The 18,298-nt window shown below is 38.8% G+C and carries 16 protein-coding genes and 1 pseudogene; 15 read left to right on the forward strand and 2 right to left on the reverse strand.

Annotation, left to right across the window (positions count from 1 at the left end):
• Positions 1-80: 80 nt before the first annotated feature.
• From B2M23_RS16280 to B2M23_RS16285, 3 genes and pseudogenes are all read left to right on the forward strand, one after another.
• A complete protein-coding gene (locus B2M23_RS16280; RefSeq protein ID WP_038353768.1) occupies positions 81-986 on the forward strand; it encodes a hypothetical protein in 906 nt (301 codons plus the stop codon).
• Between the two features lie 337 nt (positions 987-1,323).
• A pseudogene (locus B2M23_RS21310) lies at positions 1,324-1,464 on the forward strand (DUF5348 domain-containing protein); the annotation flags it as partial.
• Between the two features lie 54 nt (positions 1,465-1,518).
• Positions 1,519-1,962, forward strand: a complete 444-nt coding sequence (locus tag B2M23_RS16285) for a hypothetical protein (protein WP_052237439.1) — start codon at positions 1,519-1,521, stop codon at positions 1,960-1,962.
• A 268-nt stretch (positions 1,963-2,230) separates the two neighbouring features.
• Here the strand turns inward: B2M23_RS16285 and B2M23_RS16290 are convergent, their stop codons facing one another.
• Complete coding sequence (locus B2M23_RS16290) at positions 2,231-3,706, reverse strand: IS1182 family transposase (RefSeq protein ID WP_038354278.1); 1,476 nt, start codon at positions 3,704-3,706, stop codon at positions 2,231-2,233.
• A gap of 136 nt (positions 3,707-3,842) precedes the next feature.
• Between B2M23_RS16290 and B2M23_RS16295 the strand changes: the two genes are divergently transcribed.
• From B2M23_RS16295 to B2M23_RS16310, 4 genes are all read left to right on the forward strand, one after another.
• On the forward strand, positions 3,843-4,124 hold the full coding sequence (locus B2M23_RS16295; protein WP_038352302.1) for a hypothetical protein: 282 nt from the start codon (positions 3,843-3,845) through the stop codon (positions 4,122-4,124).
• Between the two features lie 114 nt (positions 4,125-4,238).
• Complete coding sequence (locus tag B2M23_RS16300; RefSeq protein ID WP_038352303.1) at positions 4,239-4,556, forward strand: hypothetical protein; 318 nt, start codon at positions 4,239-4,241, stop codon at positions 4,554-4,556.
• A 242-nt stretch (positions 4,557-4,798) separates the two neighbouring features.
• Entirely contained in the window at positions 4,799-5,887 is a 1,089-nt protein-coding gene (locus tag B2M23_RS16305; RefSeq protein ID WP_038352304.1) for a DUF3991 and TOPRIM domain-containing protein, read from the forward strand.
• 250 nt (positions 5,888-6,137) lie between these two features.
• Positions 6,138-10,061, forward strand: coding sequence for a CAP domain-containing protein (locus B2M23_RS16310; protein ID WP_038352305.1), 3,924 nt, complete (start codon positions 6,138-6,140; stop codon positions 10,059-10,061).
• Between the two features lie 205 nt (positions 10,062-10,266).
• Here B2M23_RS16310 and B2M23_RS16315 read toward each other — a convergent pair whose 3' ends face one another.
• Positions 10,267-10,869, reverse strand: coding sequence for a beta/alpha barrel domain-containing protein (locus tag B2M23_RS16315; protein WP_038352306.1), 603 nt, complete (start codon positions 10,867-10,869; stop codon positions 10,267-10,269).
• 165 nt (positions 10,870-11,034) lie between these two features.
• Between B2M23_RS16315 and B2M23_RS16320 the strand changes: the two genes are divergently transcribed.
• The 8 genes from B2M23_RS16320 (at position 11,035) to B2M23_RS16355 (ending at position 18,202) form a co-directional block, all read left to right on the forward strand.
• A complete protein-coding gene (locus tag B2M23_RS16320) occupies positions 11,035-13,110 on the forward strand; it encodes a BglG family transcription antiterminator (protein WP_038352307.1) in 2,076 nt (691 codons plus the stop codon).
• Positions 13,103-13,558 (forward strand): PTS sugar transporter subunit IIA, encoded by a 456-nt coding sequence (locus B2M23_RS16325; RefSeq protein WP_013380181.1) that lies wholly within the window; start codon positions 13,103-13,105, stop codon positions 13,556-13,558. The genes B2M23_RS16320 and B2M23_RS16325 overlap by 8 nt, the downstream gene beginning before the upstream one ends.
• Before the next feature lie 4 nt (positions 13,559-13,562).
• Positions 13,563-14,675, forward strand: a complete 1,113-nt coding sequence (locus B2M23_RS16330) for a M42 family metallopeptidase (protein ID WP_013380182.1) — start codon at positions 13,563-13,565, stop codon at positions 14,673-14,675.
• Entirely contained in the window at positions 14,672-14,947 is a 276-nt protein-coding gene (locus B2M23_RS16335; protein WP_013380183.1) for a PTS sugar transporter subunit IIB, read from the forward strand. The genes B2M23_RS16330 and B2M23_RS16335 overlap by 4 nt, the downstream gene beginning before the upstream one ends.
• A gap of 20 nt (positions 14,948-14,967) precedes the next feature.
• Positions 14,968-16,284, forward strand: coding sequence for a PTS galactitol transporter subunit IIC (locus tag B2M23_RS16340; protein WP_038352308.1), 1,317 nt, complete (start codon positions 14,968-14,970; stop codon positions 16,282-16,284).
• A gap of 24 nt (positions 16,285-16,308) precedes the next feature.
• Positions 16,309-17,130, forward strand: a complete 822-nt coding sequence (locus B2M23_RS16345) for a BtpA/SgcQ family protein (protein ID WP_038352309.1) — start codon at positions 16,309-16,311, stop codon at positions 17,128-17,130.
• A gap of 3 nt (positions 17,131-17,133) precedes the next feature.
• The gene (locus B2M23_RS16350; protein ID WP_038352310.1) at positions 17,134-17,784 is read left to right on the forward strand and encodes an HAD-IB family phosphatase; all 651 of its coding nucleotides are present in this window, start codon (positions 17,134-17,136) and stop codon (positions 17,782-17,784) included.
• Positions 17,785-17,908: 124 nt separating this feature from the next.
• The gene (locus tag B2M23_RS16355; RefSeq protein ID WP_038352311.1) at positions 17,909-18,202 is read left to right on the forward strand and encodes a hypothetical protein; all 294 of its coding nucleotides are present in this window, start codon (positions 17,909-17,911) and stop codon (positions 18,200-18,202) included.
• The last annotated feature ends 96 nt before the right edge of the window (positions 18,203-18,298 follow it).

Consider the following 18,298-nt stretch of genomic DNA (forward strand, 5'->3'; position numbering starts at 1 on the left):
CGGTCACGTGACCGAAAGTCTTGAAACCCGCTTGTAGTCTGGTCTAGAGCCATGTTGAAAAAATCCTTATGGAGGGACAAATGGATGTAAATTACGAAATTGCTGAAGAAGTAGCAGCATTGGAACTGGATGATGAAAATGAAGAAAAATTTTTAACAGAAGAACAGACCCAAGAACTGTACGAGATGATCTTCAGCGACGAGCATGGTCTTTTTGATGGTGTTGATTCAGTGCTTGAGGAGCTGTTAAAAGATTTCCTTGCAGAAATTGCAAGGGAACAAGGGCACGAAGAAATTAAAGACCAGTGGGAAAAAATCAAAGCTGAAAAAAATGAAAAAGTCTTGCTTGAGCTTCAGGCAGCGCAAAAGAAAATAGATGCGCTAGAACAACAGTTAAGTGAGAGAAATATCGAGATCGAAAATCTGCAAAATGAGATGGTAAAAAACAGTCAGATCATTGCAGTTAGCCAGACCCGAAACTTAGAAGATGAACGCCGTAAATTGTCGGAACAATATAATCAAGAAATTTCAAAAATACAGCAACAGTATGAGACAGAAATTCATGAAATGAACTCTAAAATAAAAGAAAAGGAAAACGAACTTTTTAAAATAAAAGAAAAACAAATTAATTTAGAGAAAGAGAACGAAATAAGAGATGCGTTTATGTATGCCGACAAAACAGAAATTGAAGCTGGAATTCGTGAGGCTTTAGTGGGCGAAAAAGAAGTCAGCCTAGAAGCTTATGCGAAAAGACTCAATGAACAAAGTGAAAGTATTAAAATGGTAGCACAGACAATTCACGATTTGGTGGATCGTGCCTGTTGCAGTGAAGAAAGAATTAAGCAGGAGGTTATTAAAGCAGCCCAAATGTTTTTTGAAATAAAATTATACCCGAAATTAAAAAGCGAACTGATCGAAGAGTTGAATGGACAAAAGGGATCAATTGATAAAAATACGGTAACCGAAAAGTTATCTGTACAAAAATAAAGTTGTAAAATCTTGTTAGGAGAAATAAGAAAATGAAAATCGCCGAAGTATTGAAAAAATACAACGAGAAATTAGAAGAATTGTATCGTGAAGAGAGGGCAATACTTGAGCCTCTTTTTAAAAAAGAATAAAAAAGGGATTTTTTGAAGAACTTGGAGATCAAAAAAAAAGCGTTTTGTTCACAGGCAACTTTAGTGTACCTACTCAGCTCCAGACCGTCATATACAGTTTGGTCAGCCCGCTGGACTACAGATGAAGATTAACAATCCCAACGAAAAAATAGAATTTTTAGAAATAAAATAATTGAGAAGATTAAGATGAAAAAGGAACTTTTGTATATAGTCCACGATCAGAACGGATGGACATTCGCTTCGGAATGGAGGAATATTACGGAGGTTTGCATTGCGGAGAATTTAATTTCTTAGTGTGGTTGATCGCAACCGCCATTTTGCTTTATCTAGTGCGAGATATGTTATAAATAGAATATATATTACATGCTTAAGTTAAAAAATTGAAAATGAAGGACAGTAAAATGGAAAACAATATAGATATGGCTATCAATAAAGAAGCTCACATTTACAAAGCAAAAAGAAAAGTTGGTAGTGGGTGGATTATGGGATTTCCTTTGATCATAGATAATGAATGGTACATTCGTAGTGAAAATGATTTTAGGAATTACAAGATTGATGTTAAAACGCTTTGCCGCTGCACAGTAAAGCGTAATGTCAAAAATGAATTGATTTTCGAGCATGATTATATAGAAAGTATGGGTACCAGCCTAGTTATGGAAATATGTTATGGTGAATACCAGGCGTACTGTCCGGTAGATGATATATGGCTACCAACAATTGGCTTTTACGCGAAAGCTGAGAATTATAAAGATATGCCAATAGGCGATCTGCCAGAGTATGCGCTAAGATTGTACAATAGATTCGATAAAAAAGGAGAAGAAAATGAAAATTCAGAACAATTTTAGAAGCATTGAAAACCGAGCATGGGTTTATTTTATCGGCAAAGCCTACCAACCCTCGTAAGAGGGATGGGCAAGATACGCCATTGTCGGACATTTTGGTTTCACCAAAACGTCCAACAATCGCAATCTTGTTTTTCCGTTTGTTCCAAACAGAAAAAATTGAAAGGGGCAAGCCCCCAGACTGTGTCAAAACACAGTCTCTTGTTGGTGACTCCGTCCCCAAACCCCTGGGTAAAGGTTGAACTTTGAAAAAAGAGCAAAAAAAGAAGCGCTATGCTCGGATTGCTTGGATTAATGGCTGGATTCCCATGATATGGATGGCTCTTTTAAGATTAAAGGCAAGAAAAGCAAGCGCAATCTCACCTTCTACCTTTTGCTTGCCTTTCAGTAAAAGATAGGAGATGCCCATTGCGCGTTTTACGGTTCCAAAGGGGTGCTCAACAATGGCCTTTCTTTGTCGAACGATCTCTTTATTTTGAAAGATGTGAACTTTTCGAAGGAATAAGTCGGAATCATCGAAGGCCTTGGTGTATTCTGACGGTTTCATGACACGCTCGGCGCGGTAATAGCGCATTTTTGTACATTTTTTAGGACAGTGTCTACAGGCTTGTGTATTATCGTATTTGGCAACATGTTTATTTTTATTATAAGTACAGGGCCTTAACACTTTTCCTAGTGGACAGATGAAAATATTACGCTCTGGAAGATAAATCGCGCGTGCAACGTTCGAATCATAGTCGGTAATCTTTTCAGTATTTGCCGCATCTGTAGGAATACAAAATTCATAATCCCCTCCAGCAACAACAGGACGATGACCACTGAGATAAAGTTGAGCCACATCACTTACACTGTCGTAGCCGTTATCTGCAACGACGGTCATGGCGGGCACTTCCAATAAATCTGCCGCTTTTTGAGCTAAAGGACCCATTAAATTTTTATCCTGAGCTTGATTTTCAACCGTGAATTCAACAATCATTTTGTTTTTACTGTCGACAGCGGTTTGAATATTCAAACAGACATCAAGCCCGTTTTTAGTTTTCATCAGACGGCTATCGGGATCGGTAAGCGAAATTTGGGTTTCGTCGCTTTCAGCGAGCTCCGCTAAAAAAGATTCATAAAGTGTTTTGCGGTCAGTGAGCTGATGAATAACTTCGCTTATATCGCTGGATATTTCAGAAGTGCTTTGATTTTCAAGTGCATCATTCTGATTTAAAGCATCAAGATAGCTTTCGATTTTTTCTTCGATATGCTGAATCCGATCCTTTAGTTTGTTTTTGGTGAAGTTGCGGTCTTTGGTATTCCAGGCTTTAAATTTGCTGCCATCAATCGCAAGCAGTTCTTTACCGTAAAGCTCCCATTGGGTACAGAGCTGTACAAAGTTTTTAAAGACATTCTTAAGTGCCGTTGGATTTTGCTGGCGAAAGCGGGCAATGGTTTTATGATCCGGGGAAAGTTTTTGAAGCAGCCAAATCACTTCGAGGTTTCGTTTGGTCTCAATTTCCAGACGCCTGGAAGAACGCACGTGATTCATATAGCCATAAATATAAAGTTTTAGAAGATCACGTGGCGAGTACATCGGGCGGCCTGTTTGATTGGGTTTCCACTTATTAAATCCGAGATTTTCGAAATCTAAGGTATCAACATAAGCATCAATGACACGTACAGGATTATTTTCATCGACATAATCCTCGATACAGTCTGGAAGTAACATCCCTTGATGACGATTATTTCCAATAATGAAATCCATAAGAATACCCTCCCGATTATTTTAAGATTATGTATTAATTATACCACGATTTTGGGGATTTAGGTGGACTTTTGACACAAACTCCCCCTTAGACCCCAAAACCCCAAAAATCTAACAATATCCTAAGGAGAAAAAAATGACAAAAGTCAAAGAAAGTTATGAGGAAGAATTAACCACTGTGTTATCTGCCATGCTTGGTTGCGAAGCAGATGAGGTAATGGATCTTTTCAAATCAAAAGACTGTGATCTTATAGAATTGGCAGCACAGGCTGTATCAGAAAATGCATCAGCCTCAAGGGATTATGAAGTGAGCCTTGAGAATCTTAAAAAAGAAATTAATGATCAGGAAGAATGGAGAGAAACATTTGAATCGGAGGGATACATCGGCTCTAACGAGATAGATGAAGATGGGCGGTAAAATGTAGAATACACTGCCGGTCACGTGACCGGAAGTCGTGCATCCCGCTATTTGAGTAGGTTTGAGCCGGTTTAAAAAAATGCTTAATGTTTAAATGATTATGGAGGTATCATTATGAAATACAAGAATATGGCCCTGAAAGAAGCTCAACTGAATGAGAAGGAAGCCTACCTTAAACAGTGGGAAGCAGAACTTAATAAAAGAGAAGAAGGGCTTAATTATCGACACAATGAACTACAAAAAACAGCTGATTTTTTAAGTGTAAGGATCGAAAAATTTAATGAACAGTTAGGAAAAGCACAAAAATCTTATATGGCAAAACGACAGCAGTTATCCGCATGGGAAAGTAAATTAAAAATAATAGAAAGGAATATTGGCATTCCGGACTATGAAACAAATAACGTTCATGGATATATACCCACAGAACGATAAATGCTCAAAAATAAGAAAAGTATCCAGCAATGCTTTTTTTCTTGATGAAAATAAAAACATATCCTATGCGTCTAAATGCAATGATTGTAGGTTTGACTGTAAACAGAGTTATCGTGCTAAGATAATCTGTTGCCCTAAATATGGAAGTAAAAATAAAATCTAAAAAAATAGCCTTTTCTGGCACTAAATTTTATCACTCAGTTGAGTGATTTTTTTATTGTCTAAATACAGGAGGAAGATCAATGCGGTATCAAGAGAAAGTTCAAATAGCGAACACAATGTCAATTTTTGAATATTGTCAGTTAATTGGCTTTGAGCTCAAGAAAGTCGGCAGTGATTATAAGCATCCAGACCCGCAAGGGGATTGGAATGGTCTTAATGTTACTTTGGACGGTTGGGGTTGGAAAAACTTCTCGCCGGACAGTGTTGCATTTGACCGTGGCGGCCCGATTCTCTTTGTCCGTTGGCTGCATGAAGTTCAAACTGGTGAAGCCTATGATCAAGTAGAAGCTATCAATGAAATGGTAAAACTCAAAGGTTATGACTTGTCCGAAGAAATTTCAAAAAAGGATTATCAAGCATTGATCCGCCAAAATATAGGCAATACGAAAAAGAGATGGGAAAACAAGGAAAGCAGAATAAATCAAAAGAAAGAATTTAAACTGCCTCCCAAAAGCAATACCTACAATCGGCTTTTTGCTTATTTAACAAAGAAAAGAATGCTGGATAAAGCTTTTGTTCAAAAGCTCGTAGATCACCATGTTCTTTATGAAAGTGGTGATTTTCACAATTGTGTGTTTCTTTACAAAAATTTCAATCAGGAAGTCGTTGGTGCATTCTTGCGAGGAACCTATGACCGTGATGGAAAGAAATTCCAGAAATGTATTGGGGATGATGAAAAATATGGTTTTGAAATAAAAGGAATAAACGACCGGATGCGAATCTTTGAATCGCCTATTGATCTTCTCAGCAGAATGACCATATTTAAAACATTTGCACCACATCGACTTAAAACAGCGCTAGAAGATACATGGTTTAGTATGAACGGATTAAAACATGAGAAAGTTTTTCATTATCTGGAAAATCATCCGGAAATCAATGTTGTTGTATTATCCGTTGATAATGATCCACCAGATAGATTTGGAAAAAGAAGAGGGCCTGATTTTTGTATTAAATTCAAGGAACTGATCGAAGAAAAATATCCTGGAAGATATGAACTAAAAATAGATACTCCAAAATACACAAAGGATTGGAATGAAGATTTAGTTTATATGAAAACCCAAAGCTTATCAATACATACACAAAATATAGAATGTGCGGCTGAGAGATAATAACCGGTCACGTGACCGAAAGTCTTGAAAGCCCCATAAATAAAGACATAGAAGCATATTAAAAAAATGGCTAAGGTCTATTTAAGCATAGAAAGGGGGGATGAAAATTGTAAAAATAGCGTAAGAGAGATGTTTCAAAAAGAGCATATTTATGTTGACTATGTAACAAAATGAGCGTAAAATATAACTATGATTTTACGCGAGAATTCAAAAATTAACGATTTAAATTCAAGAAAGAAGGAAATAAAAAATGAAGAACAATAATGAAGTATCAAGCGTAATCAAATCAGCAAAGAAAGTAGCTATCGGAGCAGGCGTTGTTAGTGGCGTGGCAGCATTCTCAGTATTGTCAGGTGGGCAAGTATTAGCAGAAGAATTACCCGCGGATCGGGCAAACCTGGAAATGGTCGTAACCGAAGAGGCACAGCAGGAAGTTAATAACGTATCAAACGAAGAGCTGGCAGCAGCTAATGAGGTCATTGCTAACAGCGTTGAAGACACTAACGTTGAAGCAGAGACGTCCGATTTGGCAGACACACAAACAGAAGTGTCCGCCAATGATGAAGACTATTCTTGTTCAGAAGAACCAGAATATGAAGAAGACACCTCTTATGCGGAAGATGCCGGATACGGGGAAGAGGATTCATACACTGAGGACACTGGTTTTGAAGATGAATTGATTGAGGACAGCAATGCTTCAGCAGACGAAGAAATCGTAGATGATACGATGGAAACACCGGATACAGACATCAATACCGATCAGTCCATTGAGAATGATCTCGCAAACGATCTGGTGCAGCCACCAGTAGATGCGTCCACCGATAAAACAATTCAGGATGAAAACAGCACAGATAAAGACACAAGTGATCTGGACGCAGACAAAACCGATGGTGAACAAATTCAGGATGAAAAAACAGATGCCGAAGTAAAGGAGGATGATAAAACTCCAACGGTAACTGAGGACAATAAAGTTAAAGACGAGATCAAAAATAAAGAGGAAAAGGAACAAGGAAATATGATAGTAGATTCAAATGTACAGAACACAACTGTACAGGACGCCCAAGTTCAGGCAGCCCAGAATACGCAGCAGTTCATGGAAGCCGCAATGCAGACGGCCCAGAACTATGGCCAGAGTTTAACCCAGAAAGATATTGTGGATCTGTATAACAAGTACGTGTCCCCATATCATGACGCATCGAAGGAAGGCGACCTGTTTGCAATGATTGAAGAAACCTATAATGCAGACGGCACCTTGTCGCAGCAGAGCCAGGAAGCCGCATTGGGACTCATTAACTTTTTCCGTGCGCTTTGCGGACTCGGTGAAGTGACGATTTCTCAAGAGGATAACAAATATGCCCAGGCCGGTTCCGACTATCTGGCAGACACAAACTTTGAAAGCGGTAACCCACATAATGCAGCTGATGGCAGTGGAAACGAGGACGCGATCAAAGGGCTGCACTCGTCCAATATTTCCATGGGAAGCCATGGTTACAGCATTTACGATCTGTTACTCATGCAGTTTGGTGACGATGATGATCAAAATGGGACTTCCCTCGGTCACCGCAGATGGTTACTCGATCCCGATTTGAAGACTGTGGGCTTTGGAGCAGCCAAAGGAAGCAGCTGGAAATATTTTGTACTGACTTACACGGCAGTTGACAATCCAGACCGGGAAAATGTCGCATTCCCTAATAACGGTTTCTTCCCCATTGAAGCTTTGATCAGCAGTTCAACCATGTACGGTGCACCTTTCAACGTATCTCTGGGAACAGACTATAAAGTCACCAGTCCAAGCGGTATGAAAGTGACCATCACAAAAGATGATGGCACTACCACTGAATTTAATTATGTCAGCTCAAGCTCCAATCCGGATTTTAATGATAACTGGTGGACAGTCAACACGGGTGGTTATGGCAGCGGCTCCGCCATTATCATTAACCCGTCCTACAGCTGGTTAGGCGATTATCAAGCCCTTGCCGGTCATTCATTCACTTTCACCATTACTGGACTAACTGATAAAGATGGCAACCCGGCCACCATCACCTACACCATCAACTTCTTCTCATTGCAGCAGGCCATTAAAGACCAGGCAGCGGATCGGGAAGCTGCGCAGAAGGTGACGGATCAGATTAACGGGATTAAACCAACAGATGAGCTTACCTATAAAGATTACGATCCCGTAAAAGCAATTGAATCAGCCTACAATGGCTTGACCGCATCTCAGAAGGATTATGTTTCTCAGGACAACGTCCAGAAGCTCACTGAAGCTGTTCAGAAAGTCACAGAACTGAAAGCGAATCATGAAGCCGATCAGAAAGCAGCGGACGCAGTAAAAGCTGCCATCAACCAGATACCAGCAGACGTTACACTGGATGCCGAAGACAGTGTTACCTCGGCTCGAGAAAAATACGATCAGCTGACACAGGATCAGAAAAATCTGGTCGATAACTACCAGAAGCTGACCGATGCGGAATCAACCATCGAAGCATTGAAGAAAGAACAGGCAGAAAATCAGGCAGCGGCACAGAAAGTAACCGACCTGATCAATGCTCTGCCGGATACCATTACCTTGGAAAATAAAGCAGCGGTTGAAGAAGCAAGAGCCGCCTATGATGCACTAAACGATAAGGCAGAAGCCATGGTCAGCAGCCAGACCGTAAGTAAGCTGACCTCAGCAGAGTCAAAAATTGCTCAGCTCGAAAAAGAAGCCAATGACCTGAAAGAAGCGTCCAAAGTGATCAATCAGATCAATACCCTGCCAGGCGTTAATGACATTGAGCTTGAGGATGAAGCTGAAATCGTAGCTGCCAGAGCCGCTTATGCCGGTTTAACGGATGATCAGAAAGCCATTGTTGAAAAAGAAGGCGCAGTGAAGACCCTTGCCAATGCGGAAAAGAAACTGGCCGAAGTCAAGCTTCAGCATATGCAGGACGAAGAAGCGGTTAAAACGGTCACCGAGGCGATCAATGCATTACCGGGGACGGACGCGTTACAGCTGAGCGATGAAGTAGCGGTCAACGACGCGGCGAATCTCTACAACGCCATGACCGACACTCAGAAAGATATGATGGAACAGGCCGTTGTTCAGAAATTAGAAGATGCAAAAACCCAGATGGCCAAACTCATTGAACAACACAAGATTGATGTTGAAGCCGCAAAAACGGTCACTGATCAGATCAACAGCTTACCTTCAGTTATAGATCGTGATGCGGAAACAGCGGTGGCAGAAGCCAGCGAAGCCTATAACGGATTAACCGATACCCAGAAAGCATTAGTCGATCCAGCTGCCGTTAACAAACTGGAAGCTGCGGTTAAGGTGATTGACAATATTCATACCGCAGACGCGGTTACTGATCAGATTGAAGCGTTACCTTCGGTCGATGATTTAACCTTAGAAAACCGAGAGGCTGTGAAAGCTGCTGTTAATGCCTATAATGCCCTGACCGACGAACAGAAACAGTACATGGATGCCAATACCAAGGCAGCTCTTGACAGTCTGGTACACCAGATTGATGTGCTTGACGTTGAAAATGTGACGAATATCATCAATGACCTCAAGGATCTTGATGATCTGACACTGGAAGACAAAGAAGCCGTACAGCGGGCATCCGATGCCTACGACGCACTTTCTCCTGAAGCCAAAGCGATGATGGACAAAGAAGTTTATGATAAACTGGATCAGGCCGAAGATAAAATCACCGATCTGAAAGACGAACAAGCAGCCGATCAGGTTGAAACAGTGGTCGGCGCGCTGAAAAATCCGGGTGAACTCACATTGGATGATAAAGGCGCAGTCTATGCAGCCAGAGACATGTACAATGCACTCTCCGAAAATGCGAAATCGAAAGTTGATCCTGCCATGGTACAAAAGTTAGCCGATCTGGTGAAACAGATGGATCAATTAGTTGCCGATAATGAAGCCGCACAAAATCCAGGACAAGATGGAAATGGCGGAGCCGGTAATGTGAATGATGGCAGCAACGGTGGAGCTGGTGGTTCGACAACCGGCACTGGCACCGTCGTTGATCAGAACGGTACGGATAATGGTACAAACGGTCCGAATACCGGGATCAGCCAGACACGCAGCACTGGATTAATCGCCAGCATTCTCGCATTGTTCGGAATTGGCGGTGCGGGTTTATTCGCCAGAAGAAAACGTAAAGCCAGCAAATAAAAAGCAGAAATGGACAAAAACTTGAAAAAGGCGCATAGCGCCTTTTTTCATTTTTTGCGTTGAAGTGATTTGATATTTCAAAATATAATAAATCTAGGTACCTGAAACAGAATTTTTAATATAAACAATCCGTTTCAAGAGTGGCTTCTTATTATAAAGGTTTGATCTATGCTAAGTTAATGTTGGAAGGTGATTTTAAGTTGGACTAAAGATTACTAAAAAAATCCCTACCAATTACAACCTTTTTTACGCCAGCAGATAAAAGGGTTTTGGCTCGATTAAAAGAAATGCCTCCATCAGTCCAGATTGCCTGTTGAGGGAAATCTTGACTAGCTTTTTTAATTTTATCGACCATAGTGTCAATAAAACACTGGTTTTTTCCATCAGGTTCGCTAGTCATTAACAAAATCGAATGACAACGTTGGATAAGATATGCATAATTGTTAAGAGCAGTAAAAGGCAAAAAGGCCAACCCAACGGTTATATTATTTTCCTCAAAAAGAGAAAGAACTTCTGCAATATGTTGGGTGGATTCAGCATGAAAAAAGACACTGCATGGGCTGAGCTTTTTCAGAAGTGGAAGGTAGGCCACTGGTTCCGTGACCATCAAATGAACATTAAAATGAAGAGGACTCACATTGCGAAGGGACAACAATGTTCTCTCTCCAAAAGTGATATTATGGATAAAATTACCATCTTCAATATCAAGATGAAGTTCAGAATACCCTTTTTGTTCCACTAATTCTGCTTCAGTGCCAAGACAGAGTTGATTGGCCGAAGCCAGCGATGGTATGATGTAGTTTTGCATAAAGACCTCCTTGATAATTTATTGATTACAGCATATCAGATCTCTTTTTATTTTTCAGGGGTCAATTTTTCAGGAAAAAGTTTAAAAAAATGAATATTGTGTAAATACGTCTCGGGCATTATGATTAAAGTGCAAAGGCGCTACCGGAAAAAAGGAGGTGGAACAATGAAAGTGAATCAAAGACTGCTTGAGCTGGTTTATTTTTTTGAAAGTCATCCTCAGACAACAATGAGAGAGATCCAACATCAGCTGAGTCTGTCAGAAAATGCGGTGCGTTATGAAATGGATAATCTAAATTACTACCTGTCTGTACTAAAATATCCTGAAATAATTAAGACAAATAATGGTGTTTACCATTCTACAATTGAGGATTTTGAAGGACTTGGTAAAAAATTGCGGGCGATCTATAAATCTGATCCCCAGGAACGTTTAAACTATTTAATGTTTAAACTTGTCCTTACTGGAAAGATCAATATCCGAAAAGAATCTGATTTTCTTGAAGTTTCTAGAAATACAATAAAGTCTGATCTTCGAAAAATCCGACCAATTTTGGAAAAAGAAGGAATTCTCATCGATACTGGCCGTCTGATTTCTGGGGATGAAAAAATCATACGAAGGTTCATCTCACGCAAATATAAAAGTTCTTATATGGTTCTTTTTTCAGGAATAGGAAAAAAAGAATTGATTAATCCGGCAGACCATTTGGTGATTGAAGATTTTTCTTTGTTGGATATTGAAAAATTGCTTATGCATATCAATGATCTTGCATCTAATTATCTTTTTACGGGCTTTTTCGAAGATTTTTTGTTACAAATTCTAGTGAATGTGCATCGAATAAAATATGGATACAGCCTCAAAGCTGTCTCAAGACAAAAAGAGCAACAACGGATTTCAAAAGAAGAACAACGGCATGTTGAAAAAATCATAGAGCTCTTTGCTGCTCAAATGAACGTTGATATCAATGATGAAGAAAAGCATCAGATGACGACGATGCTTGTTAAGTATAGTGATAAATTTTACAATAGTGCGTATCAGAAAAACCTACTGGCTATTAAGATATTTGTATCGAAGTTGGTCACTGCGGTTGGACAAGATCTCGAGATTAATCTGTCGGAGGATACCATATTATTGGAAGGGCTCTATCAGCATGTTAAGGGAACGATTTATCGTTCAAAAGGTGTTTTTGAAATAGATCGTCAAACTTATATTCAGGCAACTGAAGCTTATCAGGATTTGATTGAAAGTTTAAATGCACATGTTGGAAAATTATCTCAACCACTGAAGGTTAGTTATGATGATGCGGATATCGCCCTTTTTGCAATTCATTTTTTAGGAGCCATCAGACGACATGATGAAGAAAACAGAAAAAACATTGTTGTACTTTTGGTCTGTCCTTCAGGTTATGGGACATCCGTTCTTTTAAAAAACTTTATGGAAAAAAACTACAATGTAACGATTGTCGCAACTGCATCAATCTATCAGATTTCTGAATATTTAACCAATGATGTTGCCGTGGTTATAAGTACAATTAAACTACCTTTTGAAGTAAAAAAAGGTATTGATACTCCAGTTTTGACAATCTCTCCTTTTCTGACCTTTGAAGACGATAAAAACCTAAAAGAATTTGGAATTATTCAAAGAAAAAATCCTCAAAAAATTCCGATGGAAAAATTAGTAGAGGTCCTGGAAAAGTATGTTAAAGTTTCGGATTTAAATTGTCTGACTCGTGAGTTAAAACAAAATTTTCCTGGGATCATTGAAGAAGAAAAGTTGGAAAAGAGTTTGTTTGATCATTTGACCGAAAATGATATTACCATTATAGATCATATTGAAGACTGGAGTAAAGCGCTTCATCTATGTAGTCAGGTATTAATTGGAAAAAATGTTATTAACACAGCTTATTGTGAAGAAATTGAAAATTCAATTCATCTATATGGTGCACACTTTATCTTGCGTAATTCCATGGCAATTCCTCATGCTGGTGAGAAAGCTGGTGTGTTGGGCTCTGGAATGCACGTATTGTATATTAAGGACGGTGTGATTTTTCCTGATAATCTTAAAGTACGGATGATATTTTTCATTGCATCGAAAGAAAAAGAGCTCTTAATTAATACAGTAATGCGAATTAATGCTTTTTCAAATGACTTGAATTTTTATGATGTTTTTGATCAAAAGATTAAAGAGGGACGTTGTTTAGCAGCGTATCTAAAAAACTGGAGAAAGGGGGAGAGGGATGATTAACGAAGAGTTTGTATATTGTAATGTTGATTTTTCGACATCTGAGGAAATGTTAACCACAGTTTCAAAAGATCTGTTTATAGCTGGGTTTGTTACAGATATGTATGGAAAAAAAATAATAGAACGTGAAAAAAAGTACCCCACAGGATTGAAACTGGATGGCTTAAATATTGCGATATGTCACACGGATCCAGAATATGTACTCAAAAATACCTTATTCTTTGTCAGACCAAAGCACGCAATTAAATTTAAAAATGCTGAAACACTCGAAGATATTGATGTGGATCTGGTCATTGGACTAGTATTTTCAAGTGGTGAAGAGCATCTGAAAATCTTGTCGTTTTTGGCTGGACTTTTATCAGATTCACTGTGTATTCATAAAATCAAGGAAAGCAATACACCAAAACAGTTGGTAATGACGATGAAAGAAATTTTTAGAGAATGTGAGTAGAATAATGAAAAAATTAAAAACAATCATTCGAGAATTGACTGATCTGCAAGGCAATGTCGGTTATGAAGACGCGGTAATTCATTCTGTGGCTGATCACTTGGAAAAGTTTGGAAAGGTAACAATTGATCATCTCGGTAACCTGATCTGTCATCTGACACCAGAAAATGTAGGAAAAAAGAAGGTAATGTTATTTGGGCATACGGATGAAGTAGGTATGATGGTTAAAGCCATTTCAGACGATGGTTTTGTTTACTGTGAAAAACTTGGTTCATTAAATCCGACATGTCTTGCTGGGCAGAGGGTTCAGTTGGATGGAGAGTTTGGAAAAGTTAATGGAATCATTGGAGTAAAATCGCACCATTTGTTGACGGAAACAGATAGAAAGGGACAAAAGACAGTTCAGGAACAATATATAGATATTGGAGCAGTAAGCAAAGAAGATGTACTTGAAGCTGGGGTTCAAGTTGGAACGCCGGTAAGTTTTAAACCGGAATTTATGGAACTCCAAAACAATTGTATTGCGAATAAATCGATGGATGATCGGGCAGCTGTTGGAATATTGATTTACCTTGCTGAATGTTTAGATGTCAAAGCATGTAAAGCAGATATTTATTTGGTCTTCAGCGTTCAAGAAGAATTCAACACTCGAGGAATTATGCCTGCTGTACGGACAATTGACCCTGATATCGTTTTGGGAATTGATGTAACACCAGCGACAGATACGCCAGATCTTAAAGGAATGTCGGAAATAGCTTTGGGAAAAGGACCAGCAATAACATACATGAATCACCACAGCCGTGGTACTTTGGCAGGGATTGTTCCTAATAAGCGTTTTCTTTCACATTTAGAGGAAATAGCAAAGGATGCAGGAATTTCGTTAAATCGTGAAGTTGCTTGCGGAATACTGACCGAGACGGCCTACATCGCGATTGAGAATAGTCGGGTAGTGGTGGCGAATCTTTCTCTACCTACCCGATATACACATAGTCCAGTGGAAGTAATTAACCTTGAAGATGCTTTAGGAATAGTGACTATTTTAGAAAGATTTTTAATGGGTGTAGATGAAAAGACCCGTTTTGGAAAAGATGTTGATTTTGAAAGGAGAGTAAAATCATGAAAAAAGTAATTGTCGCCTGTGGAACAGGTATGGCTACGTCTTCGATCATTTCAGAGAAAGTTCGGGAGATTCTCGACAAAAATGATATTCAATATACATTAAGTCAAGTGCAACTGAGTGAACTTGAGATGTACAAAGGAGCGGATCTTTTTATCACATCGATGAAATTGCAGGAGGATTACGGGCTGCCGGTTGTGGTTGGTACCCCGTTTCTCATTGGAATTGGCGAGGATGAAGCGGCTCAAAAGATTTTGGATATTCTGAAAAATTAAACTGTCAGGGGGGAGAGAGTATGGAAGCAGTTTTTGATTATATTTTATCATTAGGATCGACCGTTTTTGTTCCTATTGTTCTGTTTGTGATCGGATTATTCTTTGGTTTGGGATTTTTTCGTTCATTGAAATCGGGCATTACCGTAGGTGTAGGTTTTATTGGATTTAATCTAGCCGTTGGTCTAATTTCAAGTATTTTGTCACCAGCGGTAAATTTAATAGTTGAACGTTTTGGGTTCAATTTGACTGTAATTGATCTTGGCTCAGCTGCAGGCGCAGGCGTTGCTTTTTCGACAATGGTTGGCGCATTAATCATCCCTTGTGTTTTTCTGTTAAATGTTATCTTACTGGCAATTGGCGCTACAAAGACGATGAATATTGATATTTTCAACTATTCTCATTATGCTTTTACTGGTGCCGTAGTTAATCTGATAACTGGAAATGTGATTGTAGGGATGGGTGCTGCACTAATTCAAGCGACTTGGTCGTTGCTTTCGGCTGACTATACAGCGAAGCGTGTTCAAAATGAGATTGGTGTAGAAGGTATATCGATCCCTCAAGGTTATGCTGCAAGTAGTGTACCACTATTTGTGATTTTAGATAAACTTTATTCAAAGATTCCATTTATTAATAATTCAGAACTTGATATCAAAAAACTCCAAAATAAAGTGGGCTTTATAGGAGATCCAGTAATCATTGGGGCAATCCTTGGTATTATTCTAAGCCTACTGGCAGGGTATGGATTTAAAGACAGCGCGAACCTTGTTATGGGCGTCTGTGCGATTATGGTTCTCTTCCCGAGAATGATTAAAATTATAGTTGAGGGATTAATGCCTCTTTCTGAAGCAGCCAAAGGATTCTTTGCTAAACATTTTTCTGGTAGGGAAGTGTACATTGGCTTGGATTCAGCTGTGACGCTTGGTCATCCAACAACAATGATTATAGGAACCCTTATTATTCCTATTACACTGGTCATTGCAACGATTCTTCCAGGCAATAAGGTTCTTCCACTGGCAGATTTGGCTTTTGCAGCGTTTTATATCTGTATGGCCACCATTATCCATAAGGGAAATATTTTGAAAACATTAATAAGCGGTATTATCAATATGATCGGTATCTTATATATTGCTACCTGGGTATCTCCTTACTTTACGACATTGGCAGTTCAAGGTGGTGTCTCTGAAGCCGGACAAGAGGTTAGTTCGCTGTGGGCAGGTAATGTTTTTGATTTTATTATCGCAAATTTAGGATTTTTAGGATACGCCGGTTTAGGAATATTGGTTATTATTACCATCGGATTGATGGTTTTTGTAAAAAAATATGCAATGAAAGAATAATATATAATAAAGGAGAAATAAAGAATGACTTGGTTAAAAGATAAATTATTTACAGAAAAAGCGGTAATTGCAATGTGTCACTTGGATGCACTTCCAGGCGATCCTCATTTTGACAAAGCAGGTGGGATGGAAAAAGTAATCCGTCATGCAAGAGAAGATTTTTTAGCGCTTCAGGAAGGTGGCGTGGATGCAGTAATGTTTTCAAATGAATTTTCTCTACCATATCTAACTAATGTAAAAACAGAAACCGTTGCGGCTATGGCACGTGTCATCGGAGAAATTAAACCGTTGATCGAGATTCCGTATGGTGTGAATGTACTTTGGGATGCAAAAAAATCCTTAGATCTGGCTGTGGCAGTTGACGCATGCTTTGTTAGGGAGATATTTACTGGTGTCTATGGGTCGGATTTTGGTCTGTGGGATACAAATGTTGGGGAGACAATTCGTCACCAACGATATATTGGTGCAGAGAATGTAAAATTACTGTTCAATATTGTTCCAGAAGCTGCGGCTTATTTGGGTGAACGCGATATTGTATCAATTGCAAAATCAACAGTATTTAACAATCGTCCAGATGCATTATGTGTTTCTGGCTTGACCGCGGGGACAGAAACGGACGCAGCAGTGCTAAAACGTGTTAAAGATACAGTTCCTGATACGGTTGTCTTTGCGAATACAGGAGTACGTTTGGAAAATGTTCGAGAACAACTTTCTTTAGCCGATGGTGCAGTAGTAGGGACAACCTTTAAAAAAGATGGCATATTTGAAAATCATGTTGACAAACAGCGAGTTAAAGCGTTCATGGATGAGGTTAAGAAATTTAGAAAAGATGCAAATGTCTGCTGATAGATGAAGAATCGAAAAAAATATAAATTCATTATTGATTTTGATGGTACAATCTCTGTAAATGACAGCACAACAACAATTGCCAGGCATTTTGTACCTGAAATGCAAAAAAAATATGAAGAAAGGCTCCATAAAAAAGAGATATCTATTGCTAAATATATTCAAGAATTGCTAGAAGCTTCCAATTTAACAGAAAAAACTTATATCCGTTTTTTAGAACAAAATATTGTTATTGATCCAACTTTCAAGGACTTTATTAAAGAAGGATATGATTATACCATTGTTAGTGCAGGAGCATTTCAAAATATTTTTTATAGTTTAAAAGCTGCTAGTATCGATATACCGCCATCAAGAATCCTATCAAATCAAATCCAATTTTTGTCAGGATGTCTAAAATTGCATCCATCAGAGTATCCTCATAAAAATGGGATCGATAAGAAAAAAATCATTCAAAACTATCAAAGTTACAATATTCCTGTGATTTTTATTGGAGATGGTATATCTGATTTTGAAGGTGCAGAAGCGGCAGATGTTGTTTTAGCAAAACGAGATAAACGACTTGAGAAATACTGTGTCGAACATCAAATTTCGTGTTTTACCTATGAAAATTTTCGAGATATATGTCATATTCTTGAAAATGAAAAATTGATTTAAAGTTAAGGCCACCCTTTGATAGCGTCTCAAAAGGTGGCCTTTTTCTGTGTAGGGAAGTGATTTATTGCTCTTATGGTCTAGATCTGAGAATAGATCGTCTTAGGGCAAAAGGAGGAAAATTTATTTGAATATCATTATAACTGTGCTCATAGCAATCGGAATTTTTATCTTGTCCAGTCTGATTGGAACCTGTGTCGTACTGTATGTTAACGTCCGATATGAAATGAAAATAGACCATACCTTAAAGTTTAGTCTGGCAGTGATCGTTTTTTTATTGATCTGTTTGATTTTAGGGCTTTTCGGTATGCTCACTGCATTTGGGACAATGCCAAGTTTTTACTATGGCATTGTCCTTTTTGGTTTTTTGGCCGGTTTAAGCTGCATGTCCCTGATGTCCGCAGCTTCCCGGCAAGAATAGATCCATTACACCGGAGGTGAAAGAAGATGATCAAAAGAAGCCCCAACAAGATCAGAGCACCAACCTGACAGCAATCCTATTGCTAAAATTGAAAAA

This window comes from Eubacterium limosum, from assembly GCF_000807675.2.
GTDB classification, from domain to species: Bacteria; Bacillota; Clostridia; order Eubacteriales; family Eubacteriaceae; genus Eubacterium; species Eubacterium limosum.